The 26,348-nt window shown below is 69.8% G+C and carries 25 protein-coding genes; 9 read left to right on the top strand and 16 right to left on the bottom strand.

Annotated features, from left to right (window positions below):
* Positions 1-65 precede the first annotated feature (65 nt).
* Genes AB0I54_RS19550 through AB0I54_RS19515 form a run of 8 tightly spaced genes read right to left on the bottom strand, consistent with a single transcriptional unit; the run spans position 66 to position 6,619 of the window.
* Entirely contained in the window at positions 66-398 is a 333-nt protein-coding gene (locus AB0I54_RS19550; protein ID WP_363297255.1) for a metal-sulfur cluster assembly factor, read from the bottom strand.
* The gene (sufU, locus tag AB0I54_RS19545; protein WP_363297253.1) at positions 395-862 is read right to left on the bottom strand and encodes a Fe-S cluster assembly sulfur transfer protein SufU; all 468 of its coding nucleotides are present in this window, start codon (positions 860-862) and stop codon (positions 395-397) included. The genes AB0I54_RS19550 and sufU overlap by 4 nt, the downstream gene beginning before the upstream one ends.
* Before the next feature lie 19 nt (positions 863-881).
* The gene (locus AB0I54_RS19540; protein WP_363297252.1) at positions 882-2,138 is read right to left on the bottom strand and encodes a cysteine desulfurase; all 1,257 of its coding nucleotides are present in this window, start codon (positions 2,136-2,138) and stop codon (positions 882-884) included.
* Positions 2,135-2,899: a Fe-S cluster assembly ATPase SufC gene (gene sufC, locus AB0I54_RS19535; protein ID WP_363297251.1), complete on the bottom strand. Its 765-nt coding sequence runs from the start codon at positions 2,897-2,899 to the stop codon at positions 2,135-2,137. The genes AB0I54_RS19540 and sufC overlap by 4 nt, the downstream gene beginning before the upstream one ends.
* A 7-nt stretch (positions 2,900-2,906) precedes the next feature.
* Entirely contained in the window at positions 2,907-3,227 is a 321-nt protein-coding gene (locus AB0I54_RS19530) for a non-heme iron oxygenase ferredoxin subunit (protein ID WP_363297250.1), read from the bottom strand.
* Positions 3,224-4,408: a Fe-S cluster assembly protein SufD gene (gene sufD, locus AB0I54_RS19525; RefSeq protein ID WP_363297249.1), complete on the bottom strand. Its 1,185-nt coding sequence runs from the start codon at positions 4,406-4,408 to the stop codon at positions 3,224-3,226. Before sufD ends, AB0I54_RS19530 begins: the two co-directional genes overlap by 4 nt.
* Positions 4,409-4,466: 58 nt before the next feature.
* On the bottom strand, positions 4,467-5,888 hold the full coding sequence (sufB, locus tag AB0I54_RS19520; RefSeq protein ID WP_363297248.1) for a Fe-S cluster assembly protein SufB: 1,422 nt from the start codon (positions 5,886-5,888) through the stop codon (positions 4,467-4,469).
* A complete protein-coding gene (locus AB0I54_RS19515; protein ID WP_363297247.1) occupies positions 5,885-6,619 on the bottom strand; it encodes a metalloregulator ArsR/SmtB family transcription factor in 735 nt (244 codons plus the stop codon). The genes sufB and AB0I54_RS19515 overlap by 4 nt, the downstream gene beginning before the upstream one ends.
* A 161-nt stretch (positions 6,620-6,780) precedes the next feature.
* Between AB0I54_RS19515 and AB0I54_RS19510 the strand changes: the two genes are divergently transcribed.
* The 4 genes from AB0I54_RS19510 (at position 6,781) to AB0I54_RS19495 (ending at position 10,404) form a co-directional block, all read left to right on the top strand.
* On the top strand, positions 6,781-7,596 hold the full coding sequence (locus AB0I54_RS19510; RefSeq protein WP_363297246.1) for an AAC(3) family N-acetyltransferase: 816 nt from the start codon (positions 6,781-6,783) through the stop codon (positions 7,594-7,596).
* A gap of 31 nt (positions 7,597-7,627) precedes the next feature.
* Entirely contained in the window at positions 7,628-8,551 is a 924-nt protein-coding gene (locus AB0I54_RS19505; protein ID WP_363297245.1) for an ABC transporter ATP-binding protein, read from the top strand.
* Positions 8,552-8,601: 50 nt separating this feature from the next.
* Complete coding sequence (locus AB0I54_RS19500; protein WP_363297437.1) at positions 8,602-9,318, top strand: ABC transporter permease; 717 nt, start codon at positions 8,602-8,604, stop codon at positions 9,316-9,318.
* A 75-nt stretch (positions 9,319-9,393) separates the two neighbouring features.
* Positions 9,394-10,404: a COX15/CtaA family protein gene (locus AB0I54_RS19495; RefSeq protein ID WP_363297243.1), complete on the top strand. Its 1,011-nt coding sequence runs from the start codon at positions 9,394-9,396 to the stop codon at positions 10,402-10,404.
* A 62-nt stretch (positions 10,405-10,466) separates the two neighbouring features.
* Here the strand turns inward: AB0I54_RS19495 and AB0I54_RS19490 are convergent, their stop codons facing one another.
* From AB0I54_RS19490 to AB0I54_RS19475, 4 genes are all read right to left on the bottom strand, one after another.
* On the bottom strand, positions 10,467-11,204 hold the full coding sequence (locus AB0I54_RS19490; RefSeq protein WP_363297241.1) for a nucleotidyltransferase domain-containing protein: 738 nt from the start codon (positions 11,202-11,204) through the stop codon (positions 10,467-10,469).
* A gap of 18 nt (positions 11,205-11,222) precedes the next feature.
* Complete coding sequence (locus AB0I54_RS19485) at positions 11,223-12,329, bottom strand: amidohydrolase family protein (RefSeq protein WP_363297240.1); 1,107 nt, start codon at positions 12,327-12,329, stop codon at positions 11,223-11,225.
* 96 nt (positions 12,330-12,425) lie between these two features.
* The gene (locus AB0I54_RS19480) at positions 12,426-12,758 is read right to left on the bottom strand and encodes a hypothetical protein (protein ID WP_263207408.1); all 333 of its coding nucleotides are present in this window, start codon (positions 12,756-12,758) and stop codon (positions 12,426-12,428) included.
* 96 nt (positions 12,759-12,854) lie between these two features.
* Positions 12,855-13,808 (bottom strand): heme o synthase, encoded by a 954-nt coding sequence (locus AB0I54_RS19475; protein ID WP_363297436.1) that lies wholly within the window; start codon positions 13,806-13,808, stop codon positions 12,855-12,857.
* A gap of 400 nt (positions 13,809-14,208) precedes the next feature.
* Here AB0I54_RS19475 and tkt point away from each other — a divergent pair, with 400 nt between their 5' ends.
* Genes tkt through pgl form a run of 5 tightly spaced genes read left to right on the top strand, consistent with a single transcriptional unit; the run spans position 14,209 to position 20,828 of the window.
* Positions 14,209-16,332, top strand: a complete 2,124-nt coding sequence (gene tkt, locus AB0I54_RS19470) for a transketolase (protein WP_363297239.1) — start codon at positions 14,209-14,211, stop codon at positions 16,330-16,332.
* A gap of 33 nt (positions 16,333-16,365) precedes the next feature.
* Positions 16,366-17,484 (top strand): transaldolase, encoded by a 1,119-nt coding sequence (gene tal, locus AB0I54_RS19465; RefSeq protein ID WP_363297238.1) that lies wholly within the window; start codon positions 16,366-16,368, stop codon positions 17,482-17,484.
* 4 nt (positions 17,485-17,488) lie between these two features.
* Positions 17,489-19,012, top strand: coding sequence for a glucose-6-phosphate dehydrogenase (gene zwf, locus AB0I54_RS19460; protein WP_363297236.1), 1,524 nt, complete (start codon positions 17,489-17,491; stop codon positions 19,010-19,012).
* The gene (gene opcA / locus AB0I54_RS19455; protein WP_363297235.1) at positions 19,009-20,049 is read left to right on the top strand and encodes a glucose-6-phosphate dehydrogenase assembly protein OpcA; all 1,041 of its coding nucleotides are present in this window, start codon (positions 19,009-19,011) and stop codon (positions 20,047-20,049) included. The genes zwf and opcA overlap by 4 nt, the downstream gene beginning before the upstream one ends.
* Entirely contained in the window at positions 20,046-20,828 is a 783-nt protein-coding gene (gene pgl, locus AB0I54_RS19450; protein ID WP_363297234.1) for a 6-phosphogluconolactonase, read from the top strand. The genes opcA and pgl overlap by 4 nt, the downstream gene beginning before the upstream one ends.
* Before the next feature lie 252 nt (positions 20,829-21,080).
* On the opposite strand, the gene AB0I54_RS19445 is transcribed toward pgl, so the two are convergent.
* From AB0I54_RS19445 to AB0I54_RS19430, 4 genes are read right to left on the bottom strand one after another with little or no spacing between them, the layout of a single operon-like run.
* Positions 21,081-21,920: a carbohydrate ABC transporter permease gene (locus AB0I54_RS19445; RefSeq protein ID WP_363297435.1), complete on the bottom strand. Its 840-nt coding sequence runs from the start codon at positions 21,918-21,920 to the stop codon at positions 21,081-21,083.
* Positions 21,921-21,928: 8 nt separating this feature from the next.
* Complete coding sequence (locus AB0I54_RS19440; RefSeq protein ID WP_363297233.1) at positions 21,929-23,290, bottom strand: ABC transporter permease subunit; 1,362 nt, start codon at positions 23,288-23,290, stop codon at positions 21,929-21,931.
* A 6-nt stretch (positions 23,291-23,296) separates the two neighbouring features.
* Entirely contained in the window at positions 23,297-24,625 is a 1,329-nt protein-coding gene (locus AB0I54_RS19435; protein ID WP_363297232.1) for an ABC transporter substrate-binding protein, read from the bottom strand.
* Between the two features lie 52 nt (positions 24,626-24,677).
* Positions 24,678-26,315 (bottom strand): glycoside hydrolase family 13 protein, encoded by a 1,638-nt coding sequence (locus tag AB0I54_RS19430; protein ID WP_363297231.1) that lies wholly within the window; start codon positions 26,313-26,315, stop codon positions 24,678-24,680.
* Positions 26,316-26,348 lie beyond the last annotated feature (33 nt).

The raw sequence follows: 26,348 nt of genomic DNA, 5'->3' as shown, positions 1-26,348 counted from the left end.
CACGAACGCGAACGAGTGACGGCGAGGTCCGGTGGACCTCGCCGTCACTGTTCGGCCGGTGGATCTCAGACGTTGAAGCCGAGCGCCCGCAACTGCTCGCGTCCGTCGTCCGTGATCTTGTCGGGGCCCCACGGCGGCATCCAGACCCAGTTGATGCGCAGCTCGTTGACGAGGCCGTCGGTGGCGGACTTGGCCTGGTCCTCGATGACGTCCGTCAGCGGACAGGCCGCGGAGGTCAGGGTCATGTCGACGGTCGCGATGTTCGCGTCGTCGACATGGATGCCGTAGATCAGGCCGAGGTTCACGACGTCGATGCCCAGCTCGGGGTCCACGACGTCCATCAGGGCCTCGCGGAGTTCCTCCTCCGAGGCCGGCTTCGTCTCCACGGTGTCGCTCATGCCGTCTTCCTTTCGGCGTCGGCCCCGCCCAGAGCCTGGGCCGTCGCGTCCTTCCACGCCATCCAGCTGAGGAGGGCGCACTTGACCCGGGCCGGGTACTTGGAGACTCCGGCGAACGCGACCGCGTCCTCCAGAACGTCCTCCATCGCGTCGTCCGGCTCGATCTTGCCCTTGGACTGCATCAGCTCCAGGAAGGTCTCCTGGATCTTCTGCGCCTCGGCCAGCTCCTTGCCGACGAGCAGTTCGTTCAGCACGGAGGCCGACGCCTGGCTGATGGAGCAGCCCTGGCCCTCGTACGAGACGTCACTGATCGTCGTGCCGTCGTACTTCACACGAAGGGTGATCTCGTCGCCACAGGTCGGGTTCACATGGTGCACCTCGGCGTCGCCATCCCTCAGACCACGCCCGTGCGGGTTCTTGTAGTGGTCCAGGATGACTTCCTGGTACATCGAATCCAGCTTCATGCGATCGCTAGCCAATCCCTCAGCCGAAGAAGTTCCGGACGTGCTCCAGCCCCTCGACCAGTGCGTCGATCTCGGCCGGCGTGGAGTACAGATAGAACGACGCTCGCGTGGTCGCAGGAATTCCGTACCGCAGGCAGACCGGGCGGGCGCAGTGGTGGCCGACCCGGACCGCGATGCCCTGCTCGTCGAGGACCTGACCCACGTCGTGCGGGTGGATGTCACCGAGCGTGAAGGAGATCGCCGCGCCCCGGTCCTCGGCCGTGGCCGGGCCGATGATCCTGAGGTCGGGGACCTCGCTCAGCTTCCGCACCGCGTACTCGGTGAGCGCGTGCTCATGGGCGAGGATCCTGTCCATGCCGATCGAGTTGAGGTAGTCGATCGCCGCGCCGAGACCGACCGCCTGGGCGATCGGGGGCGTGCCCGCCTCGAACTTGTGCGGCGCCGGGGCGTACGTCGACGAGTGCATCGACACGGTCTCGATCATCTCGCCGCCGCCGAGGAACGGGGGCAGGTCCTCCAGCAGCTCCTGGCGGCCCCACAGGACGCCGATGCCGGTCGGGCCGCACATCTTGTGGCCGGTGAAGGCCACGAAGTCGGCCTGGAGAGCCTGGACGTCCAGCGGCATGTGAGGAGCCGCCTGGGAGGCGTCGATGCAGACCAGGGCGCCGACCTCCTGGGCGCGGCGCACTATCGCCTCGACCGGGTTGACCGTGCCCAGGATGTTGGACACCAGCACGAAGGAAACGATCTTCGTCTTCTCCGTGATGATCTCGTCGATGTTGGAGAGGTCGAGCCGGCCGTCGTCGGTCAGCCCGAACCACTTCAGCTTCGCGCCCGTGCGCTGCGCCAGCAGCTGCCACGGCACGATGTTGGAGTGGTGCTCCATCTCCGTGATGACGATCTCGGTCTCGTGGTCCACCCGGTAGGGCTCCTCGGCCCAGCCCAGCATGTTCGCCACGAGGTTGAGCGACTCGGAGGCGTTCTTGGTGAAGATCACCTCGTCGCGGCTCGGCGCGTTGATGAACGCGGCGACCTTGTCGCGCGCGCCCTCGTACAGCGCCGTGGCCTCCTCCGCGAGCACATGCACACCGCGGTGGACGTTGGCGTTGTAGCGCTCGTAGTACTCGCTCAGGACGTCGAGCACCTGGCGCGGCTTCTGCGAGGTCGCCGCGTTGTCCAGGTACACGAGCTTCTTGCCGTCGTGGACCAGCCGGTCCAGGACGGGGAAGTCCTTGCGGATCGCCTCGGTGTCGAGGAGGCCCGGCAGCTGTGTCACGCGGATACGCCACCCTTCGTGTAAGCCTCGTAGCCCTCGTCCTCCAGCTTGTCGGCGAGCTCGGCACCGCCGGACTCGACGATCCGCCCGCCGGAGAAGACGTGGACGAAGTCGGGCTTGATGTAGCGCAGGATGCGCGTGTAGTGCGTGATCAGCAGGGTGCCGACCTCGCCGGTCTCACGGACGCGGTTGACGCCCTCGGAGACGATCCGCAGAGCGTCCACGTCGAGACCGGAGTCCGTCTCGTCGAGGATCGCGACCTTCGGCTTGAGCAGTTCGAGCTGGAGGATCTCGTGGCGCTTCTTCTCACCGCCGGAGAAGCCCTCGTTGACGTTGCGCTCGGCGAAGGCGGGGTCCATGTTGAGGCGCTGCATGGCCTCCTTGACCTCCTTCACCCAGGTGCGCAGCTTGGGGGCCTCGCCGCGGATCGCGGTGGCGGAGGAGCGCAGGAAGTTGGAGACCGAGACGCCGGGGACCTCGACCGGGTACTGCATCGCGAGGAACAGACCGGCGCGGGCGCGCTCGTCGACGGACATCTCCAGGACGTCCTCGCCGTCGAGCAGCACGGTGCCCTCGGTGATCGTGTACTTCGGGTGACCCGCGAGCGAGTAGGCGAGGGTCGACTTGCCGGAGCCGTTGGGGCCCATGATGGCGTGCGTCTCGCCCTGCTTCACGGTGAGGTCGACGCCCTTGAGGATCTCCTTCGTGGCGTTGTCGGCCTCGACGGTGACGTGCAGGTCTCGGATTTCAAGCGTTGCCATGGGTGCCTCAGGACTCCTGGGTGAGGGAGACGAGCACGTCGTCCCCTTCGATCTTTACGGGGTATACGGGGACGGGGCGCGTCGCGGGGAGGCCGGACGGCTTGCCGGAACGCAGGTCGAAGCTGGAGCCGTGCAGCCAGCACTCGATCTGGCAGTCCTCCACCTCGCCCTCGGAGAGCGAGACGTTCGCGTGGGAGCAGATGTCGTAGATGGCGAACACCTCCCCCTCGGTCTTCACGACCGAGACCGGCGTGCCGTCGAGTTCCACCCGCTTCGGGGTGCCCTCCTCCAGCTCGCTCAGCCCACAGGCGCGTACGAAGGGGCTCATGCGACCGACGCCTCCAGCTCCTCTTCGATCTTGGCGAGCAGCCGCTCCTCGATGTCCGCGACACCGATCTGCTGGACCAGCTCGGCGAAGAAGCCACGGACGACGAGGCGGCGGGCCTCGTGCTGCGGGATGCCGCGGGCCATCAGGTAGAAGAGCTGCTCGTCGTCGAAGCGGCCGGTGGCCGAGGCGTGGCCGGCGCCGACGATCTCGCCGGTCTCGATCTCCAGGTTCGGCACCGAGTCGACGCGGGCACCGTCGGTGAGGACCAGGTTGCGGTTCATCTCGTACGTGTCCGTGCCCTCGGCCTTGGCCTCGATGAGCACGTCACCGATCCACACCGCGTGCGCGTCGTCGCCCTGGAGCGCGCCCTTGTAGACGACGTTCGACTTGCAGTGCGGGGTGTTGTGGGTGACCAGCAGGCGGTGCTCCTGGTGCTGCCCGGAGTCGGTGAAGTACAGGCCGAACAGCTCGGCCTCGGCGCCGGGGCCCGCGTAGGTGACGCGCGGGTGCAGCCGGACGAGGTCGCCGCCGAAGGTCACGACGACCGACTTGAAGGAGGCGTCCCGGCCGATGAGGGCGTTGTGCTGGGCCACGTGCACGGCCTTGTCGTCCCAGTCCTGGACGGAGACGACGGTGAGCTTCGCACCGTCGCCCAGGACGTAGTCGACGTTGGCGGCGAGCACCGCGTCACCGGTGTGGTCGATGACGACGACGGCTTCGGCGAAGGCGCCCAGCTCGATGACCTGGTGGCCGTAGGCGACCCCGCCCTGGCCGTGCACGGCGATGCGGATCGGCTCGGTGAGCACCGTCTCCTTGGGGACGGTGACCACGCCGGCCTGCTCGAACGCCGAGTACGCCTGGGCGGCGACGCGGTCCACCGGGGTGCCCGCCCGGCCGATCCGCGCGTCGTCGCGGCCGACGGTCTCGACGGTGACGCCCTCGGGGGCCTCGACGGCGACCTTCACGCCCGTGCCGTTCGCGACGGCGGTGCCGTCGTGCAGCCCGCGCAGGCGCTCCAGCGGGGTGAACCGCCACTCCTCCTCGCGGCCGTGCGGGACCGGGAAGTCCGTCACGTCGAAGGACGGGGGCGCGCTCATGCGCGTGGCGACGGTCGACTCGGCGGCCACCGCGATCTGGCCCGCGGTGGTGGAGCCCACGGGGATGTTCTGAGCCTCAGCCATGGCTGTCGGTCTGCTCGCTTTCTTACGTGAGTGGCTTGATGGGACCGGCGGTGGGCGTTTAGCCGACCGCGCCTTCCATCTGGAGCTCGATCAGCCGGTTGAGCTCAAGGGCGTACTCCATGGGCAGCTCCTTGGCGATCGGCTCGACGAAGCCGCGCACGATCATCGCCATCGCCTCGAACTCGGACAGACCGCGGCTCATCAGGTAGAAGAGCTGGTCCTCGGAGACCTTGGAGACGGTCGCCTCGTGGCCCATGGACACGTCGTCCTCGCGGACGTCCACGTAGGGGTACGTGTCGGAGCGGGAGATCGTGTCGACCAGCAGCGCGTCGCAGAGCACGTTGGACTTGGAGCCCGCGGCGCCCTCGCCGATCTCGACCAGGCCGCGGTACGAGGTACGGCCGCCGCCGCGCGCCACCGACTTGGAGACGATGTTGGACGAGGTGTTCGGCGCCATGTGGACCATCTTGGAACCGGCGTCCTGGTGCTGGCCCTCACCCGCGAAGGCGATGGAGAGGGTCTCGCCCTTGGCGTGCTCGCCCATCAGGTAGACGGCCGGGTACTTCATCGTCACCTTGGAGCCGATGTTGCCGTCGATCCACTCCATGGTCGCGCCCTCGTAGGCCACGGCGCGCTTGGTGACCAGGTTGTAGACGTTGTTCGACCAATTCTGGATGGTCGTGTAGCGGCAGCGGGCGTTCTTCTTGACGATGATCTCGACGACCGCGGAGTGCAGCGAGTCCGACTTGTAGATCGGCGCCGTGCAGCCCTCGACGTAGTGCACATAGGCACCCTCGTCGACGATGATCAGGGTCCGCTCGAACTGACCCATGTTCTCCGTGTTGATACGGAAGTAGGCCTGGAGCGGGATCTCCACGTGGACGCCCGGCGGGACGTAGATGAAGGAGCCGCCCGACCACACGGCGGTGTTCAGCGACGCGAACTTGTTGTCACCGGCGGGGATGACGGTCCCGAAGTACTCCTTGAAGAGCTCCGGGTGCTCCTTCAGCGCGGTGTCGGTGTCCAGGAAGATGACGCCCTGCTCCTCCAGGTCCTCGCGGATCTGGTGGTAGACGACCTCCGACTCGTACTGCGCGGCGACACCGGCGACCAGGCGCTGCTTCTCCGCCTCCGGGATGCCCAGCTTGTCGTAGGTGTTCTTGATGTCCTCGGGCAGGTCCTCCCAGGACTCCGCCTGCTTCTCCGTGGAGCGCACGAAGTACTTGATGTTGTCGAAGTCGATGCCCGACAGGTCCGAGCCCCAGTTCGGCATGGGCTTCTTCTCGAAGAGCCTCAGGCCCTTGAGGCGCAGCTTCGTCATCCACTCCGGCTCGGACTTCTTCGACGAGATGTCCCGGACGACGTCCTCGTTCAGACCGCGCTTCGCCGCGGCACCGGCCTCGTCGGAGTCGGCCCAGCCGTATTCGTACTTGCCCAGGCCCTCGAGTTCGGGGTGAGCAGTCTCCGTGGGGAGAGTCATGCGGGGTTCCTCCCGGCCGTGCTTGCAGATGCGTCAGTGGAAATCTTGGGGATGAACGTCGTGCAGACGCCGTCGCCGTGCGCGATGGTGGCCAGTCGCTGGACGTGCGTTCCGAGCAGCTCGGCGAAGATCTCCGTCTCCGCCTCGCAGAGCTGGGGGAACTGCTCCGCGACATGGGCGACCGGGCAGTGGTGCTGGCACAGCTGTTCGCCGACCGGTGCGGTGCGCGCCGTAGCAGCGTACCCGTCGACGCTCAAGGCCTTGGCCAGGGCTTCGGCGCGTTTGTCGGGGGTGGCGCCCTCGATCGCCTTGCGGTACGCGCTCGCCTGTGCGGCGATCCGGGCGCGGGCGAAGGCGACGACCGCGTCCTTGCCGCCCTCCTGGTCGGCGATCCAGCGCAGCGCGTCCGCGGCGAGCGTGTCGTAGGACTGGTCGAAGGCGTCGCGACCGCAGTCGGTGAGCGCGAAGACCTTGGCGGGGCGACCGCGGGTGCGCGCCCCGTACACACGCTGTTCGCGCGCCTCCACGACCTCGTCCGCGGTCAGCGCGTCCAGGTGGCGTCGTACGGCCGCCTGGGTCAGTCCCAGACGTGCGGCGAGCTCCGCGACGGTCGACGGGCCGTGGTCCAGGATGGACCGCGCGACGCGGTTGCGTGTCGAGCGCTCACCGGTCGCGAGCTCTTCATGAGGGGCCCCCATGGGGGTCTCCGGAGCCTCGCCGACGTTTTTCACAACGCCATTGTTGCGTAATTCCTCAGAGACTGACAAGCCGCGTCCGTTCGGGCGGGCGGTGCCCTACGTCACTTAGGCATACCTAATCCGACCTGCGGAAACGATCTTTGATCGATCAAATCGGTGGCACCGGCGAGGCTCTTGGGGAACACTGCCGAACCATGCCCATGCCCGCTCCGACCGGCCCTCTTGTCACTCGCGACACGCTCGCCGCACAGCTGCGCGGGCTGGGTGTCGAGACCGGCGAGACCCTGCTGGTCCACTCCTCCCTGAGCGCACTCGGCTGGGTCTGCGGCGGCGCCGTCGCCGTCGTCCAGGCGCTGCTCGACGCCCTCGGCCCGGACGGCACGCTGGTCGTCCCCACCCAGTCCGGCGACCTGTCCGACCCGGCCCTGTGGGGGAACCCTCCGGTGCCCCGGGAGTGGTGGCCCACGATCCGGGCGTCGATGCCCGGGTACGACCCCCTGACCACCCCCTCCCGCGGGGTCGGCGTGATCCCGGAGACCGTACGGACCTGGCCGGGCGCCCTGCGCAGCGCCCACCCGCAGACGTCCTTCGCGGCCGTGGGCCCGCGCGCGGCCGGGATACTCGACGGCCACGCTCCCGACTGCCGGCTCGGCGAGCGCAGCCCGCTGGCCCGCCTGGAACGGCTGGGCGCCCGCGTGCTGCTCCTCGGCACCGGCTACGACACCTGCACCAGCTTCCACCTCGCCGAGTACCGGATACCGGCCCCGCACGTCGAGGTCGGACGGCCGGTGCCCGGCGGTGGCTGGGAATCGGTGATCGAGGTGTCGATCGACTCGGACCGGTTCGACGAGCTCGGCCACGACTTCGAACGGGACCGGCCCGTCGTCTGCGGGACGGCCGGGGCGGCCGACGTACGGCTGTTCCCCGTGGCGGACGCCGTCGCCTACGCGGAGAAGTGGCTGCCGCTGCACCGACCCCGTGCGGAGGAGTTTCTGTACCCGCCCGTCTGAGTGACACGGCACCTACCTAGACTCTTGAGCCATGCGAAGTGAGCCCGTGGTCCAGGTCCAGGCCCTGGTGAAGCGGTACGGCACGAAGACCGCGGTGAACGGCCTCGACCTGGTGGCCCAGGCGGGAGTGACCGCCGTACTCGGCCCCAACGGGGCGGGAAAGTCGACCACGGTCGAGACCTGCGAGGGGTACCGGAAGCCGGATGCCGGCACGGTGCGCGTCCTGGGCCTCGACCCGGTGCGGCAGTCCGCCGAGCTGCGGCCACGCATCGGCGTGATGCTCCAGTCCGGGGGCGTCTACTCGGGCGCGCGGGCCGACGAGATGCTGCGCCACGTGGCCAGACTGCACGCGCATCCGCTGGACGTGGACGCGCTCGTCGAACGGTTGGGCCTCGGCAGCTGCGGCCGGACCTCCTACAGGCGCCTGTCCGGCGGACAGCAGCAGCGGCTCGCGCTCGCCATGGCCGTCGTGGGGCGGCCGGAGCTGGTGTTCCTGGACGAGCCGACGGCCGGCCTGGACCCGCAGGCCCGCCGGGCCACCTGGGACCTGGTGCGGGACCTGCGCGCCGACGGTGTCTCCGTGATCCTCACCACCCACCACATGGACGAGGCCGAGCAGCTCGCCGACGACGTCGCGATCATCGACGCGGGCCGGGTGATCGCCCAGGGCGCCCCCGAGGAGCTGTGCCGCGGCGGCGCCGAGAACACCCTGCGCTTCACCGGCCGTCCGGGCCTCGACGTGAGTTCCTTGCTCAAGGCGCTGCCCGCCGACTGCACGGCCGCCGAGCTGACCCCGGGCTCCTACCGGGTGGTCGGCAAGGTCGATCCCCAGCTGCTCGCCACGGTGACCTCGTGGTGCGCCCAGCACGGCGTGATGCCGGACCGGATCTCGGTCGAGCGGCACACCCTCGAAGACGTCTTTTTGGAGCTCACAGGCAAGGAGCTGCGCTCGTGACCACCGTGGGTGCCTACACCCCCAAGCCCGGCGCGGCACCGCTGCCCCGCATGATCGCGGCCCAGTCGGCGCTGGAGACCAGGATGCTGCTGCGCAACGGCGAGCAGCTGCTGCTGACGGTCGTGATCCCGACGCTGCTCCTCGCGCTCTTCAGCTCCGTGGACATCGTCGACACGGGCGCGGGCAAGGCCGTCGACTTCCTCGCCCCCGGCATCCTCGCCCTCGCCGTGATGTCGACCGCCTTCACCGGCCAGGCCATCGCGACCGGCTTCGAGCGCCGCTACGGCGTGCTGAAGCGGCTGGCCTCGTCCCCGCTGCCCCGCTGGGGCCTGATGGCGGCGAAGACGGCGTCCGTGCTGGTCACGGAGATCCTCCAGGTCCTCCTGCTGACCGTGATCGCCCTAGCGCTGGGCTGGTCGCCGCACGGCAACCCGCTCACCGTCCTGCTCCTGCTCGTCCTGGGCACGGCCGCGTTCTCCGGGCTCGGTCTGCTGATGGCCGGCACGCTCAAGGCGGAGGCCACGCTGGCCGCCGCCAACCTGGTCTTCCTGCTGCTGCTCATCGGCGGCGGCGTGATCGTCCCACTGGACAAGTTCCCGCCGGCCGCCCAGGACGTGCTGGGTCTGCTGCCCATCTCAGCGCTGTCGGACGGACTGCGGGACGTGCTCCAGCACGGGGCCGGGATGCCCTGGGGCGACCTGGGAATCCTCGCCGTGTGGGCGGTCGTGGGCCTGGCGGCGGCCGGAAAGCTGTTCCGCTGGGAGTGACCCTCCGGGAAACGGCTCCGGGCGTGCCCCCCTGAGAGTGACCCTCGTGAAAGCGTGCACAAGCGGGCGCCTACGATGGTGCGCGTGCCAAAGCTGACCCGCGCCGACGTCCAGGCGGCCCTGCGCAACCCGCTCGCCTTCATCGCCGAACGCTGGACCCCGCACCCCCGGACGGTCCAGCGGGCGGCCCTCTCCGCTCTCGTCATGGGAGTGATCATCGTGGTCACCGGCGGTGCCGTACGGCTGACCGGCTCGGGCCTGGGCTGCCCGACCTGGCCCACCTGCACCGACGACTCGCTGACCACCACCAGTGCGATGGGCGTCCACGGAGCCATCGAGTTCGGCAACCGCATGCTGACGTACGTGCTGTGCGCGGCCGTCGGCTGGGCGATCATCGCCGCGCGCTCGCAGAAGCCGTGGCGGCGTGGCCTGACCCGGCTCGGGTGGGCCCAGTTCTGGGTGGTCATGGGCAACGCGGTGCTCGGCGGGATCGTGGTCCTGGTCGGCCTCAACCCGTACACGGTCGCGGCCCACTTCCTGCTCTCGTCGGCGCTCATGGCAGTCGCCACGGTGATGTGGCAGCGCACCCGTGAGGGTGACGGGGCGCCGCGGCCGCTGGTCGGCAAGGCGGTCCAGCAGTTGGTGTGGTTCCTGGTCGCCGCGTCCGTCCTGCTCATCGCCGTCGGCACGGTGGTCACCGGGGCCGGCCCGCACGCGGGTGACTCCAGCGAGGTCGACCGGATCCCGATCGACTGGGAGACGGTCGCCAAGCTGCACGCGGTGCTCGCGTGGATCGTGGTGACGCTGACCTTCGCGCTGTGGTTCGTCCTGAAGGCGGTGGACGCGCCCAGGGGTCCGCTGGACCGGACCCGGGAGCTGTTCGTCGTGCTGCTGGCCCAGGGCGCGCTCGGCTATGTCCAGTACTTCATGCACCTGCCCGAGGCCCTGGTCGCCCTGCACATGCTCGGCTCGTCCGTGATGTGGATCTGGGTGCTGCGCGTACTGCTGTCGCTGCGGGAGCGTCCGGACATGACGGCGGACCTGCCCGGCCCCACGGCGGAGGCGCCGATCGGCACGCGCGCGTAAGCCGTCCTACGCCGTCATGAGTCATCCGTACGCCGTCAGAGTCATCCGTCAATCGTGATGAGTCATCCGTACGCCGCCACGAGTGCGTCGATGGCCGGTCCCAGGTAGCTCCGGGTCAGCTCGCTTCGGCGGGCCGTCCACTCCGGGGTCGGGGGCAGCGGGTCCGCGTATCTGCGGCGCCTGACGTCCTCGACCACCTCGGTCGGCGCGCCGAGGCCGGGCAGCAGGTCGAGGGACTCCCGCTTGGAGATCAGCCGGCCCTCGCGCAGGGTGACGGTCGCGCGGGCGAAGGTCACCAGTCCCAGGTCGACCCAGATGTCCTGCTTCCACAGGCGTGCCCTGTCGACGGCAGGCCGCCAGTACTCGCGCTGGTCGCGCACGACGAAGTCGTGCAGCTCCCGGTCGGACACGGGTGGCAGCAGGCCGGCCGGGGGCCGTCCGTGCAGCACCCGGCCGAAGGCGTGCAGCTCGCGCCGGGTGACCGGGGTGACCGTGCGCCGCAGGATCTGGTCGTGCGCCCAGGTCAGATGTTTGTGGCCGGTGTCGTCGAGCCTGTCCGCGCTCAGGTAGCTGCAGTGCAGCTTGACGGCGAGCGGCTCGACGCGCAGGGCGCGGTGCAGGGTGACGACCTTGCGTACGGTGCTCAGGGTCGTGGGGCGCTCCAGCACCGCGATGAGGTCCAGGTCGCTGCGGCCCTCCTGGTAGTCGCCCCCGGCGAGGGAACCGTGTGCCCAGACGGCGACGGGAGCGAGCGGCGCGAGGCTCGTGAGGAACCGGTCGAGTAAGGCGTCGGTCTGCATGCGCCCAGTCTGTACAGCTCAGTCCACCCCGTACACCCGCCGGGCGTTTCCGGCCGCGACCAGGTGGGCCACGCGCTGGGCGTCCGTCAGCGACCAGGCGCCCTCGGCGACCCAGCCGCCCAGCACCCGGCCCAGCGCCTCCCGGAACAACCGCGCGCCCACCACGTGCAGTTCCGGCAGGCCGTGCGCTCCGCTGGAGAAGAGGATCTTGCCGAACGGGGCCAGTTCCAGGATCTCGGCGAGGATCGTCGCCGCGCGGGCGCCGGTACGCACGAGCGCGGCGCCCGAGTCGGCGAACACATGCGGGAAGACGCCGGCGAGGTGGGCCGCGTGGCGGTGGTACGGGTAACCGTGCAGCAGGACCAGGTCCGTGCCCAGGCCCGCGGTGGCCCGCACGAAGTCCGTCAGCAGCACCGGGTCCGTACGGTCGATGCGCGCCCCCGGCTCCGCGAGACCGGCGTGCAGCTGGAGCGGCAGCCCCGAGGCGACCGCGATCCACAGCAGATGTCTGAGCAGGACCGGGTCGCTCAGCTCGCCGCCGACCCGGCGCCCCGCCAGCCAGCGGCCCGCCGCGCCCCGCACCTCCCCCGGTCCGGGCGGCTCGGGCGCCAGCGCGAGCCCGTGCCGTACCCCCGCGACGGAGGTGAAGGCGACGGCGTTCGCGGCGGCTCCGTGCACCGACTCGGCGAGGTTGGTGAGGAACGACTCGACGGTCCCGGAGGTGTCGGCGACCTGTTCGGCGAGGAGTTCCAGGCGCACGATCTCGCGTGCCTCGGCGTCACCGGCGGAGGCCATCTCGGCGGGGCCGGTGAGGTCGCCGGGCAGCCCCGTGTCGACCAGATAGGTCGTGATCCCGCTGCCGCGCAGCAGCCGCCGGCCCACCTCCGCCACGCCGAGTTCACGGCGCCGGGCGAGATAGCGGGCGGGCGGACAGTGCGGCTCCAGGCCGAGCAGCGGGGGGCACCAGCGGCGTACGGCGAAGCCCGTCTGGGTGTCGAACAGCGTGGTGCCGGGGGCGGGCGGCCCCTCGGTGCGGGCGAGCTGGGCCTCGAACGTGCCGAGTCCCAGCTCCGTCCTCAGTACGCCGTGGCAGTACTGGTCCACCAGGGACGGTGTTTCGATCATCCGGGCTCCCCGTGTGACTGGACCTCGTCCTCTCCAAGGTCCTAACGGGTGAACCGGGTGTCAGGTGTTGCTCGAAGCTCCGGGTGTTGCGGAGCTTCAGCCGTTGCTCGGACCGCCGAGCTGGATTCCGGCCATCCGCTTCCACTCGTAGGGGCCCGTCTTCACCTTGGCGGCGAACTCGCCGTCGAACGCCTCGTGGACGGTGATCCCGGACTTCTGCACGGCCTTCTCGGCGATCTCGTACGAGGGCGCCACCAGGTCGCCCCAGCCGCCGTCCTCGCCGACGAGCACGATCCGGGCGCCGCGCTCACCGATGTAGGCCACCTGGCCCTCGGCACCGCCGTGCGCCTTGGAGAAGGCGCTGATCCGCTGCGCGAGCCGCGCCACCTTGCGCTCGGCCTTCGAGTCAACCTGCTGCGTGTCTGCCATGGTCAGGATGCTACCGATGGGTAGATCAAACGGCGACGGGTGGGCTGCGTGGCCTTGACCACCCAGCCCACCCGTCAGGGAGATCTCGGAGGGGGGTTACCGCAGGAAGGGGTCCACCGCCACCGCGACGAACAGCAGCGACACATAGGTGATGGACCAGTGGAACAGCCGCATCTCCTTCAGCTTCACGCCCGTCACCTCGGCCTTCGCGCGGTTCTGCAGGGCGTGCGCCTCCCAGAGCCACCAGCCGCCCGCGATCAGCGCGACCAGCAGGTAGAACCAGCCGGTGTAGCCGAGCGGGGTCAGCGTCAGCGAGACGGCCACCATCACCCAGCTATAGATCACGATCTGCCGGGCGACGACCTTGTTGGAGGCGATGACCGGCAGCATCGGCACGCCCGCGCGCGCGTAGTCGTCCTTCACCTTCATCGACAGCGGCCAGTAGTGCGGCGGTGTCCAGAAGAACATCACCAGGAAGAGGACGATCGGCGCCCACGACATGGAGTCGGTGACGGACGACCAGCCGATCAGCACCGGCATGCAGCCGGCGATGCCGCCCCACACGATGTTCTGCGACGTACGCCGTTTGAGGATCATCGTGTAGACGACGACGTAGAAGAGGAGCGCTCCGAGCGACAGCCAGGCGGACAGCCAGTTGACCGCGAACCCGAACAGCAGCGTCGAGACGACGGCCAGCGTGATGCCGAAGGCGAGGCACTCGCGCGGGCTCACCACGCCGGTCACCAGCGGACGCTGCGACGTACGGTCCATGACCGCGTCGATGTCACGGTCGATGTACATGTTCAGCGCGTTGGCGCCGCCCGCGGAGAGGTAGCCGCCGATGCACGTGATCAGCACCAGGCCGAGATCCGGCACGCCCTGCTGCGCGAGGAACATCACCGGAACGGTGGTGATCAGCAGCAGTTCGATGATCCGCGGCTTGGTCAGCGCCACGAAAGCCTTCGCACGGGCCCCGAACGGCCGGTGGCTCGGGCTCTGGCTCGCACCGAGCACCCCCGCTGGACGGGATTCGACGGCCGTCACGCACACCCCTGACAGAGACATCCCAGCGAGCCTCCCGTGTGAAGTGCGGGTAAAGGGCTCGCGCGTACCACGCCACTGTAGACGTTGCCCATACCTCGTCCTTCGCGGGGGTGGGGTCGTGTTGGCAGGGGTCGTTCACCTGCTGCTCAGGGCCCTGCTCATCGGTCGTACTGAGGCTCGATTGAGCAGTCAGATGAGCGGCTCCGTATTCATGTGCCGAATGCGATCCGGAATGGCCGGGAGGCGGATCCCCCTAAGGCCCGGCAGTCTGGAATGGCTCGAAAAAACGCACGTCTTCACGGGGGTAGGCTCAGCAAAGGCCGGTGGGCACCCAGTGCACCGGCAGCCGGTGGGCGCGCGCCCGGACGACCGGCGACCGACTTGTGGAGAGGAGCCCTGACTCAGGGTGAGCACCAAGCCGACCACCACAGACCTCGAGTGGACCGAGCTGGACCAGCGGGCCGTGGACACCGCCCGCGTCCTGGCCGCAGACGCCGTACAGAAGGTCGGCAACGGCCATCCCGGTACGGCGATGAGCCTGGCTCCGGCCGCCTACACCCTCTTCCAGAAGGTGATGCGGCATGACCCGGCCGATCCCGAGTGGGTCGGGCGCGACCGTTTCGTGCTGTCCGCCGGCCACTCGTCCCTGACCCTCTACACACAGCTCTACCTGGCCGGCTTCGGCCTGGAGCTGGACGACCTGAAGTCCTTCCGCACCTGGGGCTCGAAGACCCCGGGCCACCCGGAGTACGGGCACACCAAGGGCGTCGAGACGACGACCGGCCCGCTCGGCCAGGGTGTCGCCAACGCGGTGGGCATGGCGATGGCCGCCCGTTACGAGCGCGGTCTGTTCGACCCGGACGCCCCGCAGGGTGAGTCCCCCTTCGACCACTTCGTGTACGTCATCGCGGGTGACGGCTGCCTCCAGGAGGGCATCTCCGCCGAGGCGTCCTCGCTGGCCGGCCACCAGGAGCTCGGCAATCTGATCCTGCTGTGGGACGACAACCACATCTCGATCGAGGGCGACACCGAGACGGCCGTGTCCGAGGACACCGTCAAGCGGTACGAGGCGTACGGCTGGCACGTGCAGCGCATCGCCCCGAAGCCGGACGGCGACCTGGACCCGCACGCCATCTACAACGCGATCGAGGCCGCGAAGAAGGTCACGGACAAGCCGTCCTTCATCGCCATGCGCTCGATCATCGCCTGGCCCGCCCCGAACGCGCAGAACACCGAGGCCGCCCACGGCTCGGCGCTCGGCGACGACGAGGTCGCGGCCACCAAGCGCGTCCTCGGCTTCGACCCGGAGCAGACCTTCGAGGTCTCCGACGAGGTCATCGGCCACACCCGCCAGGCCCTCGACCGGGGTGCCCAGGCCAAGGCCGAGTGGGAGAAGTCCTTCCAGCTCTGGCGCGACGGCAACGCCGAGCGTGCCGCCGAATTCGACCGCATCAGCAAGGGCGAACTGCCCACCGGCTGGGAGGAGAAGCTCCCGGTCTTCGAGCCGGGCAAGGGCATCGCGACCCGCGCCGCCTCCGGCAAGGTGCTGCAGGCGCTCGGCGCGGTGATCCCCGAGCTGTGGGGCGGCTCCGCCGACCTCGCCGGGTCGAACAACACGACCATCGACAAGGACAGCTCGTTCCTGCCGGCGGACAACCCGCTGCCGGAGGCGAACCCGTACGGCCGCACGATCCACTTCGGCATCCGCGAGCACTCCATGGGCGCGGAGATGAACGGCATCGCCCTGCACGGCAACACCCGCATCTACGGCGGTACCTTCCTCGTCTTCTCCGACTACATGCGCAACGCGGTGCGTCTGTCGGCCCTGATGCACCTGCCGGTGACGTTCGTGTGGACCCACGACTCCATCGGCCTCGGCGAGGACGGCCCGACCCACCAGCCGGTCGAGCACCTGGCCTCGCTGCGCGCCATCCCGGGTCTGAACATCGTCCGCCCGGCGGACGCCAACGAGACGGCGATCGCCTGGCGCGAGATCCTCGGCCGCTACACCAAGGAGTTCGGCAAGGGCGCCCCGCACGGCCTCGCGCTGACCCGTCAGGGCGTGCCGGTGTACGAGCCCAACGACGACGCCGCGCGCGGCGGTTACGTCCTGTTCGAGGCCGAAGGGCCTGAAGGGCAGAGCGCAGCGCCGCAGGTCATCCTGATCGCCACCGGTTCCGAGGTGCACGTCGCCGTCGAGGCACGCGAGCAGCTCCAGGCCGACGGGGTGCCCACACGCGTGGTGTCCATGCCGTCGGTGGAGTGGTTCGAGGAGCAGGACCAGGGGTACCGGGACTCGGTGCTTCCGCCGTCCGTGCGGGCGCGCGTCTCGGTCGAGGCGGGCATCGGCCTCACCTGGCACAAGTACGTCGGGGACGCCGGCCGCATCGTTTCCCTGGAGCACTTCGGTGCTTCCGCCGACGGCAAGGTCCTCTTCCGGGAGTTCGGCTTCACTGCCGAGCACGTCGCCGCCGAGGCGAAGGAATCGATCGCCAAGGCCCGGGAATCCCTCGCCGCCGCCCAGCGCTGACGCTCATATACGACACGTAGGAGATGTAATTCCATGACAGACGCACTCAAGCGCCTCTCCGACGAAGGCGTCGCGATCTGGCTGGACGACCTGTCGCGCAAGCGGATCACGTCCGGCAACCTCGCCGAGCTGATCGACGAGCAGCACGTCGTGGGCGTCACCACCAACCCGACGATCTTCCAGAAGGCGATCTCCTCGGGCGACGGCTACGAGCAGCAGGTCGCGGACCTCGCCGCCCGCAAGGTGACCGTCGAAGAGGCCATTCGCATGATCACCACGGCGGACGTCCGTGACGCCGCCGACATCCTGCGTCCCGTCTTCGACGCCACCGAGGGTCAGGACGGCCGTGTGTCGATCGAGGTCGACCCGCGTCTGGCGCACAACACGAAGGCGACGGTCGCCGAGGCCAAGCAGCTGGCCTGGCTGGTCGACCGCCCCAACACGCTCATCAAGATCCCGGCCACCAAGGCGGGTCTGCCGGCGATCACCGAGGTCATCGGCCTGGGCATCAGCGTCAACGTGACGCTGATCTTCTCGCTGGAGCGCTACCGCGAGGTCATGGACGCCTACCTCGCCGGTCTGGAGAAGGCGAAGGAGCGCGGCCTCGACCTCTCGCTGATCCGTTCCGTGGCGTCCTTCTTCGTGTCCCGTGTGGACACCGAGATCGACAAGCGCCTGGACGCGCTGGGCACCCCCGAGGCCAAGTCGCTGCGCGGCAAGGCCGCGGTCGCCAACGCGCGGCTCGCCTACCAGGCGTACGAGGAGGTCTTCTCCTCCGACCGCTGGAACGCGCTGGAGAACGCGGGCGCGAACAAGCAGCGTCCGCTGTGGGCCTCGACCGGTGTCAAGGACCCGGCGTACAAGGACACCCTGTACGTCGACGACCTGGTGGCGCCGAACACGGTCAACACCATGCCGGAGGCCACCCTGGACGCGGTCGCCGACCACGGCGAGATCCGCGGCGACGCCGTCGGCGGCACCTACGAGCAGGCCCGTGCCGAGCTCGACGCGGTGGAGAAGCTCGGGATCTCCTACGACGACGTGGTCCAGGTCCTGGAGGACGAGGGCGTCGAGAAGTTCGCGGCGTCCTGGAACGACCTGCTGAAGTCGACCGAGGCCGTACTGGAGCGCCTCTCCCCCTCGGAGGGCTGAAACCTTGTCGAGCAGCAACCCGCTGCGTGACCCCGCAGACCGACGGCTCCCGCGTATCGCGGGGCCGTCGGGCCTGGTCATTTTCGGCGTCACCGGCGATTTGTCACGTAAAAAGCTGATGCCCGCCGTGTACGACCTTGCGAACCGTGGTCTGCTTCCGCCGGGTTTCTCGCTGGTCGGGTTCGCCCGCCGCGAGTGGGCGAACGAGGACTTCGCGCAGGAGGTCCACGACGCCGTCAAGGAGCACGCCCGTACGCCGTTCCGCGAGGAGGTCTGGCAGCAGCTCATCCAGGGGATGCGCTTCGTCCAGGGCACCTTCGACGACGACGACGCGTTCGAGCGGCTGCGCGCCACCATCGACGAGCTGGACAAGGCACAGGGCACGGGCGGCAACTTCGCCTTCTACCTCTCCGTGCCGCCGCGCTCCTTCCCGGTGGTCATCCAGCAGCTGAAGAAGCACGGCCTGGCCGACCAGGAGGGCGGTTCCTGGCGGCGCGCCGTCATCGAGAAGCCCTTCGGCCACGACCTGAAGTCGGCCGAGGCGCTCAACAAGGTCGTGCACGAGGTGTTCGAGCCGGACCAGGTGTTCCGGATCGACCACTACCTCGGCAAGGAGACCGTCCAGAACATCCTGGCGCTGCGCTTCGCCAACACCATGTTCGAGCCGATCTGGAACCGGTCCTTCGTGGACCATGTGCAGATCACGATGGCCGAGGACATCGGCATCGGCGGCCGCGCCGGCTACTACGACGGCATCGGTGCCGCCCGTGACGTCATCCAGAACCATCTGCTCCAGCTGATGGCGCTGACCGCCATGGAGGAGCCCGCCTCCTTCGACGCGGACGCGCTGGCCGCCGAGAAGACCAAGGTGCTCGGCGCGGTACGGCTGCCGAAGGACCTGGGGCGCAGCACCGTCCGCGGGCAGTACGCGGCGGGCTGGCAGGGCGGCGAGAAGGTCATCGGCTACCTCCAGGAGGAGGGCATCGACGGCAAGTCGAAGACCGACACCTACGCCGCGATCAAGCTGGAGGTCGACAACCGCCGCTGGGCGGGCGTCCCCTTCTATCTGCGCACCGGCAAGCGCCTCGGCCGCAGGGTCACCGAGATCGCGGTGGTCTTCCAGCGGGCCCCGCACTCCCCCTTCGACCACACGGCCACCGAGGAACTGGGCCAGAACGCGGTCGTCATCCGCGTCCAGCCCGACGAGGGCATCACGGTCCGCTTCGGCTCCAAGGTGCCGGGCACCTCGATGGAGATCCGGGACGTGTCCATGGACTTCGCCTACGGCGAGTCGTTCACGGAGTCCAGCCCGGAGGCGTACGAGCGCCTCATCCTGGACGTACTGCTCGGCGACGCCAACCTCTTCCCGCGCACGGAGGAGGTCGAGCTGTCCTGGCAGATCCTCGACCCGATCGAGGAGTACTGGGACCAGCACGGCAGGCCCGCGCAGTACCCGTCGGGCACGTGGGGTCCCGCGGAGGCCGACGAGATGCTCGCACGAGACGGACGGAGCTGGCGCCGGCCATGAAGATAGACCTCACGGACACCACGGCCAGCAAGATCAACAAGGCGCTGGTGCGGGGCCGCCGCGCCATCGGCACCCCGGCCGTGGGCATGGTCCTGACCCTCGTCATCGTCACCGACGAGGAGAACGCCTACGACGCCCTCAAGGCCGCCAACGACGCCTCGCGCGAGCACCCCTCGCGCACGCTGGTGGTCATCAAGCGCGTCTCCCGCTCCCCCCGCGACCGTACGTCGTCCCGGCTGGACGCCGAGGTGCGGGTGGGCGCGGACGCGGGCACCGGCGAGACGGTGGTGCTGCGGCTGTACGGCGAGGTGTCCGACCACGCTGACTCGGTCGTCCTGCCGCTGCTGCTGCCGGACGCCCCGGTCGTCGTCTGGTGGCCGGTGAACGCCCCGCTGGACCCGGCCAAGGACCCGCTGGGCGCGCTGGCGCAGCGCCGGGTCACCGACACCTACGCGGCCGAGCAGCCGGTACGGGAGCTGTCCGCCCGTGCCGACGCGTACACGCCCGGCGACACGGATCTTTCCTGGACCCGCATCACGCCCTGGCGCTCGATGCTGGCGGCGGCCCTGGACCAGGTCCTGTGCGAGGTGAAGGCCGCCGAGGTGGAGGGCGAGGAGTTCAACCCGAGCTGCGAGCTGCTCGCGATGTGGCTGGCCGACCGGCTGAACGTGCCCGTCAAGCGGTCGCTGTCGTCCGGCCCCGGTCTCACCGCGGTCCGTATGGACACCAGTCAGGGCCCGATCGCCCTGGACCGCGCGGACGGCTCGCTGGCCACGCTGTCCATCGAAGGCCAGCCCGACCGTGCGGTGGCGCTCAAGCGGCGTGAGACGGCCGAGCTGATCGCGGAAGAGCTGCGCCGGCTCGACCCGGACGACACCTACGCCTCGGCACTGCGCTACGGCGTGGACCGGCTGACCGGGGTGCCCGGGCAGACGCCGGCCGAGTCCTTTGCCGAGGAGTCCGCCGTCGCGCCCGCGCAGAAGACGGCCGCCAAGAAGTCCACTGCTTCGGCTCCCGCGAAGAAGGCGGCGAAGTGAGCACCCCGCAGCTGGTCGTGCACCACGACAAGGATCTGATGGCCCAGGCCGCCGCGGCCCGGCTGATCACCAAGATCGTGGACGCGCAGTCCTCGCGGGGCTCCGCGTCCGTGGTGCTCACCGGCGGCCGCAACGGCAACGGGCTGCTGGCCGCCCTGGCGGCCGCCCCCGCCCGGGACGCCATCGACTGGGGCCGCCTGGACATCTGGTGGGGCGACGAGCGCTTCCTCCCGGAGGGCGATCCGGAGCGCAACGTCACCCAGGCCCGCGAGGCGCTCCTGGACGCCGTACCGCTGGACCCGAAGCGCGTGCACCCCATGCCCGCGTCGGACGGTCCGTACGGCGCCGACGTGGACGCGGCGGCGGCCGGTCACGCGGAGGAGCTGGCCCGCGCGGCCGGTCCGGAGAACCACGGGCTCGTGCCGACCTTCGACGTCCTGCTCCTCGGCGTCGGCCCGGACACGCATGTGGCCTCGCTCTTCCCGGAACTGCCCGCGGTACGGGAGACGGAGCGCACGGTGGTCGGCGTCCACGGCGCCCCCAAGCCTCCGCCGACCCGTGTCACCTTCACCCTTCCGGCGATCCGGTCGGCGCGTGAGGTGTGGCTCCTGGCGGCCGGCGAGGACAAGGCGAACGCCGTGGCGATCGCCCTGTCGGGCGCGGGCGAGATCCAGGCCCCGGCGGCCGGCGCGTACGGCCGCCGACGCACCCTGTGGCTCCTGGACGCGGCGGCAGCCGCGCAACTGCCCCGCTCCCTGTATCCGCCGGCGTCACCGTAGGCCCCAGAAGCCGTCCCAGGGGGCTCCGCCCCCTGGACCCCCGGCCTGTGCCCACCCACCACCCGACTCGGTAGGCCGAAAGGCGGCCGACAGGCATCCCGGCCCGTCCGGCGTTTGAGAACAAGACCGTTCGGGCCGAGGCATTTCAGCCCGTCCGGCGTTTGAGGACGAGGCCGTTCAGGCCGATCGGGGGTCCAGGGGGCGGAGCCCCCTGGGGATGGGAACGGGTAAGGGCGGCGGGGGCGAAGAAAACTACTTCACCGACCCCGCCATCACCCCCTGCACAAAGTGCCGCTGGAACGCGAAGAACACGATCACCGGCACGATCAGGGACAGGAACGCCCCGGGTGCCAGGACGTCGATGTTGCTGCCGAACTGGCGGATCTGTGACTGGAGTTGCACCGTCAGCGGCTGTGAGGAGCTGTCGGCGAAGAGCAGGGCCACCAGCATGTCGTTCCAGACCCACAGGAACTGGAAGATGGCGAGGCTGGCGATGGCCGGGCGGCCCACCGGCAGCACCAGGCGGGTGAAGATACGCCATTCGCTGCCGCCGTCCATACGAGCCGCCTCCAGCATCTCCTTCGGCATCTCGGCGAAGTAGTTGCGCAGCAGGAACACCGCGAAGGGGAGTCCGTAGGCGACATGGAAGAGCACGACGCCGGGGATCGTGCCGAACAGGCCCAGTTGTCCGAAGAGTTTGGCGACGGGCAGCAGGCCGATCTGGACCGGCACCACCAACAGGGCCACCACCAGCAGGAAGAGCGGCTCGCGGCCGGGGAAGTCCAGCCAGGCGAAGGCGTATCCGGCGAGCGCCGCGATGACGACGACCAGGGTCGTGGCCGGCACCGAGATCAGCACCGTGTTCCAGAACGCCTGTGTCATACCGGAGTTCTTCAGCAGCGCCGAGTAGTTGTCGAAGGACAGCTGCCCGGGGCTCGCCAGGGCCGTCCACCAGCCGCCCTTGGCCGTGTCCTGCGCCGACCGCATCGAGGAGACGAACAACCCCGCCAGCGGCGTCAGCCAAACCAGGCCGATCACCACGAGGAACGCCTGGACCAGGCCGTTGCCCAGACCGCGCCTGATCGCGTTCATCGCCGAGTTCATCGCTGACTCCTTCGGAAGCGGCGGACGTTGAAGACCATCGCGGGGATCACCAGGAGCAGCAGCAGCACACCGAGCGCGCTGCCGAGACCCTGGTTGTTGCCGCCACCGAAGGACACCAGCCACATCTGCGTCGCGAGCACCGTGGCGTCCTCCTGCACCGGGCCGGGCGCGATGATGTAGACGAGGTCGAAGACCTTCATCACGTTGATGACGAGGGTCACGAACACGACCGTCAGCACGGGGGCGAGCAGCGGCACCGTGATGCGGCGGAAGACCTGCCACTCGTTCGCGCCGTCCATCCGGGCCGCCTCCAGCGTGTCCCGTGGCAGGGTCGCGAGACCCGCACCGATCAGGACCATCGCGAAGCCGGTCCAGATCCACAGGTACGCCCCGATGATCGCCGGGGTGACGAGTGCCGGCCCGAGCCAGGAGATGCCCTGGTAGGGCGGCGCGAAGTTGGAGGCCGGCAGCTTCACCGTGTACGAGCCGTCGTCGAGGCCGGCGAATCGGAAGGAGCCGTCGGACGCGGTCGTCGTGCTCGCGACGGACCGTCCGTCGCGTGTCGCCTCGACCTTCACTCCGGGCAGCCCGCTCTCCTTCGGGTCGACCCTGCCCTGCTTGCCTCCCCCGCCGGGTGTGAAGTCCAGGTAGACAACGCCGCGCAGCTCGCCGGGGGCCGCCTTGTGCGAGGCCGCCGGATAGGCGGGCGACGCGCCCCGGGGCAGGTCCTTGGGCAGCACGCCGACCAGCCCGAGGGCCACCGAGTCACCCGGGGACAGGGCGGCGTCCGTCAGGTATGAGCCGTCCTGGCCCCGGGTGAGTCCTTGTCCGTCGCGCGCCCGTGCCGTCGGGTACGACGAGGTGCCCTCGAAGGCGTCGTGCACCGAGACCACGGCGGCGTTGAGGACGCCCTTGTTCGGGTCCTCGTCGTAGGCGAGCCGGAAGATGATGCCGGCGGCGAGGAAGGAGACCGCCATCGGCATGAACAGCAGCAGTTTGAACGCGGTGGCCCAGCGGACCTTCTCCACCAGGACGGCCAGGATCAGGCCGAGGCCGGTCAGCAGGGCCGGGGCGACCACGACCCAGATGGCGGTGTTGCGGATGGCCTTGACGGTCGCCGGGTCGCGGAACATCTCGGTGTAGTTGTCGCCGCCGACGAACCGGTCGCCGGACGCGTCGAAGAAGCTGCGTCCGACGGAGAACAGCACCGGGTAGACGACCAGCGCGCCGAGCAGGAGCAGGGCGGGGAAGACGAAGAGCAGGGCGACGATCCGGCCCCGCCGCCGGGTGCGACGCCTGCGGGTCGCACCGGCGGCGGACGGGCTCGCCTCTTTGTGTACGAGCGTGGTGGTGGTCATCGGGGGTCAGTCCTGGTAGGCCTTGGCCGCCGCGGACTCCAGCCGTGCCGCGGTGCCCTTCGGGTCGGACGGGTCGCGCAGGAAGTCCTGGAGGAGCTTCCACTCGCCCGCGCCCTTGGTGCCGCCGAAGGCCGCGGGTGCCTGGTCGGACATGTCGAAGCGGACCGAATCGCCCGCCTCCACGAGGGACTTGGCGGTCGCGCGGGTGACGTCGTCGCCGTAGGAGGCGAGGTCGAGCTTCTTGTTCGGGGACAAGAAGCCGCCGGCCTTCGCCCAGACGGCCGCGGCCTCGGGGCTCGCGAGGTACTCCAGGAGCTTCATCCCGGCCTTGGCGTTCTTGCCGTCCTTCAGTACGACGGCCGCGTCGCCGCCGCTGACCACGGGCGCCGTACCGCCGTCGACCGCCGGGAACGGGAAGAAGTTCGCGTCCTTGCCGATCTCCTTGTTGAACTGGTCGTGTGCCACACCGGCGACGAAGTCGCCCTCGTAGACCATGCCGGCCTCGGGCTTGGGCCCGAACACCTTCTCCACCGAGCCGGGGAAGTCGGTGTTGAGGGCCTCCTTCTGGCCGCCCGCGATGAGCTGCTTGTCCTTGAACAGCTTGCCGAGCGTGGTGAGCGCCTGGACCACGCTCGGGTCGGTCCACTTCAGCTCGTGGGCGGCGAGGGCGTCGTACTTCTCGGGTCCGGCCTGAGAAAGGTAGACGTTTTCAAACCAGTCGGTGAGCGTCCAGCCGTCCTGCCCGGCGACGGAGAAGGCGGCGAGGCCGGAGTCGGAGACGGTGTGGCCGGCCTTCAGCATGTCGGCGTAGGTCGTCGGCGGCTTCACGCCCGCCTGGGTGAGCGCGTCGGGGCTGTACCAGACGGTCGACTTGTGGGCGGCCTTGAAGTACAGGCCGTACAGGGTGCCGTCCACGCTGCCGTACTTCTTCCACACGGGCGCGAAGTCGGCGTCGACGGTCTTTTCGGTGGTCGACGAGAGCGGCTTCAGCCAGCCCTTCTTCGCGAACTGCTGGAGCACGCCGACCTGCGGGACCATCACGACGTCGGGGGCGTTGCCGCCCTCGATCTTGCTGCCGACGACGGTGGAGACGTTGTCGCCGGTGGACACGAACTGCGTCTTGGCGCCCGTCTTCGCGCTGAACGCGTCGAGCACCTTCTGGAAGTTCTTCTGCTCGCTGCCGGACCAGACGCCGGCCACGGTGACGGTCTGGCCGTCGAGCGCCTTGTCGCCGCCGCCCGCGGAGACCGGGCCGCTGCCGCCGCAGGCGGTCGCGCCGAGCCCGAGGACGAGGGCGGTGCAGCCGGTGAGCAACGTGGTACGTCGTCGCATCATCGTTGATGTCCCTTCAGGGGTGGGAAACTGACGAGGGTGGAGCGGGGAGGGATCAGAGGCCGGTGCCGTCGCTGATCCACCAGGCGGCCGTGGAGCCGGGGAGCACCCCGGCCGGGCAGGGACCGCTGGACAGCAGGGGTGTGCCGGAGACCGGCGCGGGGGTGGGGGCCGTACCGAAGTTGACGGCGCAGACGAGGCCGTCGCCGCGGACGAAGGCGAGCACGCCGGGTGGGGTGTCCAGCCAGCGCAGGCTGCCTTCTCCCAACTGGGGCAGCGCGGCGCGCAGTTGGAGTCCGTCGCGGTACAGGTGCCAGAAGGAGCGGGTGTCGGCGAGGGCGCGGTCGGTGGCGTACTCGGCGAAGTACGACGGCTGCGGCAGCCACGGTTTGGCGCTCTCGGCGCCGGAGGTGAAGCCGAACGGGGAGGCCTGCCCGGACCAGGGCAGCGGCACCCGGCAGCCGTCACGGATGCGGGCGCGGCTCCCGGTGCGGCGGAAGATCGGGTCGGTGAGCACGTCGTCGGGCAGGTCGACGACCTCGGGCAGGCCCAGTTCCTCGCCCTGGTAGATGTACGCGGCTCCGGGCAGCGCCAGCATCAGCAGCGCGGCGGCGCGGGCGCGGGCGGCGCCGAGGCCGCTGCCTTCGGTGGCGGGTTCGCCGTAGCGGGTGACGGTGCGGACCTGGTCGTGGTTGTTGAGGACCCAGGTGACCGTCGAGCCCGTGCCGGCTATGTCCTGCATGGCCTCGGAGATGACCTTGCGGAAGGCGTCGGCGTTCCAGGGGGCGCCCAGCAGGTCGAAGAAGAAGGCCTGGTGGAGCTCGTCCGGGCGGACGTACTCGGCGTGTTCGCGGGCCGTGGGGACCGAGACCTCGCCGACCAGCAACCGCTCGCGGCCGTCGCGTGCCGTGTACTCCTCGCACACCGCGCGCCAGTGCCGCCACACGTCGTGCACCTCGGGCCGGTTCCAGGCGAGCGGGTTGACCGAGTCGCGGCTGCGGGCGTCGGCCTCGGGGTCCGGGGAGTCGGGCAGCCCGGGGTGCTTGTAGAGGCCGGCGGCGACATCGATGCGGAAGCCGTCGACGCCCCGGTCCAGCCAGAAGCGCAGGACGCGGTCGAACTCGGCGGCGACCTCGGGCTCGCGCCAGTTCCAGTCGGGCTGCTGCGGCGTGAACATGTGCAGGTACCACTGGCCGGGGCGGCCGTCCGCCTCGGTGATCCGGGTCCAGGCCGGGCCGCCGAACATGGCGTGCCAGTTGTTGGGCGGCTCGCTGCCGTCCGGGCCGCGGCCGTCGGCGAAGTGGAAGCGGGCGCGGGCCGGGCTGCCGGGGGCGGCGGCGAGTGCCTCGCGGAACCACCGGTGCTCGCTGGAGCAGTGGTTGGGGACGATGTCCAGGAGCACCTTGATGCCGAGCCGCCGGGCGGCGGTCACCAGCAGGTCGAACTCGGCCAGGTCGCCGAAGAGCGGGTCGACGTCGCAATAGTCGGCGACGTCGTAGCCGTGGTCGTGCTGGGGCGAGGGGTAGAACGGGCTCAGCCAGATCCCGTCGACACCGAGCTTCTTGAGGTACGGCAGTCCGGCCCTGACGCCGGCCAGGTCGCCGATGCCGTCGCCGGTGCTGTCCAGAAAGCTGCGGACGTACACCTGGTAGATCACTGCGTCGCGCCACCAGCAGCGGTACTTGCTCAACATGCATGCATGTTAGGTAGGCGTATCGCGGGGGTG

This window comes from Streptomyces sp. NPDC050625 (assembly GCF_040654755.1).
Lineage (GTDB): Bacteria > Actinomycetota > Actinomycetes > Streptomycetales > Streptomycetaceae > Streptomyces.
This window is presented reverse-complemented; position numbering and strand designations above follow the sequence as displayed.

What these genes read in the sequence shown, in the direction of transcription:
- AB0I54_RS19490 (WP_363297241.1), bottom strand. Translation starts at nt 11,204, where the DNA reads ATGCAGACCGACGCCTTACTCGACCGGTTCCTCACGAGCCTCGCGCCG.
- opcA (WP_363297235.1), top strand. Translation starts at nt 19,009, where the DNA reads ATGAAGATAGACCTCACGGACACCACGGCCAGCAAGATCAACAAGGCG.
- AB0I54_RS19495 (WP_363297243.1), top strand. Translation starts at nt 9,394, where the DNA reads ATGGTGCGCGTGCCAAAGCTGACCCGCGCCGACGTCCAGGCGGCCCTG.
- AB0I54_RS19440 (WP_363297233.1), bottom strand. Translation starts at nt 23,290, where the DNA reads ATGACCACCACCACGCTCGTACACAAAGAGGCGAGCCCGTCCGCCGCC.
- AB0I54_RS19530 (WP_363297250.1), bottom strand. Translation starts at nt 3,227, where the DNA reads ATGAGCCCCTTCGTACGCGCCTGTGGGCTGAGCGAGCTGGAGGAGGGC.
- AB0I54_RS19505 (WP_363297245.1), top strand. Translation starts at nt 7,628, where the DNA reads ATGCGAAGTGAGCCCGTGGTCCAGGTCCAGGCCCTGGTGAAGCGGTAC.
- sufC (WP_363297251.1), bottom strand. Translation starts at nt 2,899, where the DNA reads ATGGCAACGCTTGAAATCCGAGACCTGCACGTCACCGTCGAGGCCGAC.
- AB0I54_RS19485 (WP_363297240.1), bottom strand. Translation starts at nt 12,329, where the DNA reads ATGATCGAAACACCGTCCCTGGTGGACCAGTACTGCCACGGCGTACTG.
- AB0I54_RS19480 (WP_263207408.1), bottom strand. Translation starts at nt 12,758, where the DNA reads ATGGCAGACACGCAGCAGGTTGACTCGAAGGCCGAGCGCAAGGTGGCG.
- AB0I54_RS19550 (WP_363297255.1), bottom strand. Translation starts at nt 398, where the DNA reads ATGAGCGACACCGTGGAGACGAAGCCGGCCTCGGAGGAGGAACTCCGC.
- AB0I54_RS19500 (WP_363297437.1), top strand. Translation starts at nt 8,602, where the DNA reads ATGATCGCGGCCCAGTCGGCGCTGGAGACCAGGATGCTGCTGCGCAAC.
- tal (WP_363297238.1), top strand. Translation starts at nt 16,366, where the DNA reads ATGACAGACGCACTCAAGCGCCTCTCCGACGAAGGCGTCGCGATCTGG.
- AB0I54_RS19510 (WP_363297246.1), top strand. Translation starts at nt 6,781, where the DNA reads ATGCCCATGCCCGCTCCGACCGGCCCTCTTGTCACTCGCGACACGCTC.
- AB0I54_RS19445 (WP_363297435.1), bottom strand. Translation starts at nt 21,920, where the DNA reads ATGAACGCGATCAGGCGCGGTCTGGGCAACGGCCTGGTCCAGGCGTTC.
- AB0I54_RS19430 (WP_363297231.1), bottom strand. Translation starts at nt 26,315, where the DNA reads ATGTTGAGCAAGTACCGCTGCTGGTGGCGCGACGCAGTGATCTACCAG.
- sufB (WP_363297248.1), bottom strand. Translation starts at nt 5,888, where the DNA reads ATGACTCTCCCCACGGAGACTGCTCACCCCGAACTCGAGGGCCTGGGC.
- sufD (WP_363297249.1), bottom strand. Translation starts at nt 4,408, where the DNA reads ATGGCTGAGGCTCAGAACATCCCCGTGGGCTCCACCACCGCGGGCCAG.
- AB0I54_RS19435 (WP_363297232.1), bottom strand. Translation starts at nt 24,625, where the DNA reads ATGATGCGACGACGTACCACGTTGCTCACCGGCTGCACCGCCCTCGTC.
- sufU (WP_363297253.1), bottom strand. Translation starts at nt 862, where the DNA reads ATGAAGCTGGATTCGATGTACCAGGAAGTCATCCTGGACCACTACAAG.